The sequence below is a fragment of the Rhodovulum sp. genome (assembly GCF_011048875.1).
In the GTDB taxonomy this organism is placed as follows: Bacteria; Pseudomonadota; Alphaproteobacteria; order Rhodobacterales; family Rhodobacteraceae; genus Rhodovulum; species Rhodovulum tesquicola.
On sequence record NZ_DSDD01000052.1, the window covers coordinates 1 to 2,304 of the forward strand.

Annotated in this window: 3 protein-coding genes; 2 read left to right on the top strand and 1 reads right to left on the bottom strand. The window is 62.6% G+C overall.

Going from position 1 to position 2,304, the window contains the following annotated elements; genetic code table 11:
- Positions 1–45 precede the first annotated feature (45 nt).
- Both ENN83_RS01810 and clpX read left to right on the top strand, forming a co-directional pair.
- Positions 46–678, top strand: coding sequence for an ATP-dependent Clp protease proteolytic subunit (locus tag ENN83_RS01810; protein ID WP_287183359.1), 633 nt, complete (start codon positions 46–48; stop codon positions 676–678).
- A 145-nt stretch (positions 679–823) separates the two neighbouring features.
- Positions 824–2,086 (top strand): ATP-dependent Clp protease ATP-binding subunit ClpX, encoded by a 1,263-nt coding sequence (clpX, locus tag ENN83_RS01815; RefSeq protein WP_287183355.1) that lies wholly within the window; start codon positions 824–826, stop codon positions 2,084–2,086.
- On the opposite strand, the gene ENN83_RS01820 is transcribed toward clpX, so the two are convergent.
- Positions 2,056–2,304, bottom strand: a 249-nt coding sequence (locus tag ENN83_RS01820; protein ID WP_287183357.1) for a CreA family protein, incomplete at its 5' end; no start/stop codon positions are given. The two genes, clpX and ENN83_RS01820, sit on opposite strands and share 31 nt — an antisense overlap.

A 2,304-nucleotide genomic window follows, 5' to 3' on the forward strand; every position in this document is an offset into this window, starting at 1 on the left:
GACAGGGGCCATCCGGCCCGCACAGCATCCCAGAGGCAGGCGCACATGACCGACATGATCGACCATTACATGAACACCCTCGTGCCCATGGTGGTCGAGCAGACCTCGCGCGGCGAACGGGCCTACGACATCTTCTCGCGCCTTCTCAAGGAGCGGATCATCTTCATCACCGGGCCGATCCATGACGGGATGTCCTCGCTGATCGTGGCCCAGCTGCTGCATCTCGAGGCCGAGAACCCGACCAAGGACATCTCGATGTACATCAACAGCCCCGGCGGCGTGGTGACTTCGGGGCTGTCGATCTACGACACGATGCAGTACATCAAGCCCAAGGTGTCGACCCTGGTGGTGGGGCAGGCGGCGTCGATGGGTTCGCTTCTGCTGGCCGCCGGTGCGTCGGGGATGCGGTTCTCGCTGCCCAATTCGCGGATCATGGTGCACCAGCCCTCGGGCGGCTACCAGGGTCAGGCGACGGATATCATGATCCACGCCAAGGAGACGCAGAAGCTGAAGGACCGGCTGAACCAGATCTACGTGAAACATACCGGTCAGGAGTTCGACGTAGTGGTGGACGCGCTTGAGCGGGACAACTTCATGGATCCGGAGGCGGCCAAGTCCTGGGGGCTGATCGACCAGATCGTCGAAAGCCGCGAAGCCGTGGAGGGGACCAAGGCCTGACGCAGAACCCGGGACGATCCATCCGGATTTTGGCGTTGTGCCCCGGCAATGACTGCCCTACGCTGCTTGGTGGCGTGGGGCGCAATGGCGCCTTCCGGGCTAAAGGGGCCGCACGGGCCGCACAAAACGACCGCAGAGGACCGATATGGCGACGACTTCAGGCAGCGACTCCAAGAACACGCTCTACTGCTCGTTCTGCGGCAAGAGCCAGCATGAGGTGCGCAAGCTTATCGCCGGGCCGACCGTGTTCATCTGCGACGAATGCGTCGAACTGTGCATGGACATCATCCGTGAGGAGACCAAGGCCACCGGCCTGAAATCCGCCGACGGGGTGCCGACGCCCAAGGACATCTGTTCGGTGCTGGACGATTACGTGATCGGCCAGATGCATGCCAAGCGGGTGCTGTCCGTCGCGGTCCACAACCACTACAAGCGGCTCAATCACGCGGGCAAGTCCGAGATCGAGCTGGCGAAATCGAACATCCTGCTGATCGGCCCGACCGGCTGCGGCAAGACGTTGCTGGCGCAGACGCTGGCGCGCATCCTTGATGTGCCCTTCACGATGGCCGATGCGACCACGCTGACCGAGGCGGGCTATGTCGGCGAGGATGTCGAGAACATCATCCTCAAGCTGCTGCAGGCGTCGGAATACAATGTCGAGCGCGCCCAGCGCGGCATCGTCTATATCGACGAGGTCGACAAGATCACCCGCAAGTCCGACAACCCCTCGATCACGAGGGACGTGAGCGGGGAGGGCGTGCAGCAGGCGCTTCTGAAGATCATGGAGGGCACGGTCGCGTCGGTGCCGCCGCAGGGCGGGCGCAAGCATCCGCAGCAGGAGTTCCTGCAGGTCGATACCACGAACATCCTGTTCATCTGTGGCGGTGCCTTTGCCGGGCTGGAAAGGATCATTGCGCAGCGCGGCAAGGGATCGGCCATCGGTTTCGGCGCGGATGTCAAGGAGAACGACACCCGCGGCGTGGGCGAGATGTTCAAGGAACTCGAACCCGAGGATCTGCTGAAATTCGGCCTGATTCCCGAATTCGTCGGTCGCCTTCCGGTGATCGCGACGCTTCAGGACCTGGACGAGCCCGCACTGGTGCAGATCCTGACCGAGCCCAAGAATGCGCTGATCAAGCAGTATCAGCGGCTGTTCGAGCTTGAGGGTGTCAAGCTGACCTTTACCACGGATGCGCTGTCGGCCATCGCCAAGCGGGCGATTGCCCGCAAGACAGGCGCGCGTGGCCTGCGCTCGATCATGGAGGATATCCTGCTGGATACCATGTTCGATCTGCCCGGCATGGACAGCGTCGAGGAGGTGGTGGTCAATGAAGAGGCCGTGACCTCGGATGCAGCGCCGCTGATGATCCATGCAGATCACAAGAAGGAAGGCGCCACCGCCGGTTGAGCGGGGCACCTGCGTCCGGCGGAGTCTCTGTTCGGCCCCGAGCGGAAAAGTGGCACGGTCGAGATCGACATCTTGGCTGAGTCCTGCGTCAGTTGGCGGGCATGGACGAGGTAGATCAGCGTCTGGTTCGCCTCGTCAAAGACACGACGGACGCGCAGCGATTTCAGCACCAGAGACCGGCTTTCGCGAAACACTTCCTCGCCGCCTTGGCTGCGGTC

Excerpts from the sequence above, each read along its gene's own strand:
- ENN83_RS01810 (WP_287183359.1), top strand. The coding sequence starts at position 46 with ATGACCGACATGATCGACCATTACATGAACACCCTCGTGCCCATGGTG.
- clpX (WP_287183355.1), top strand. The coding sequence starts at position 824 with ATGGCGACGACTTCAGGCAGCGACTCCAAGAACACGCTCTACTGCTCG.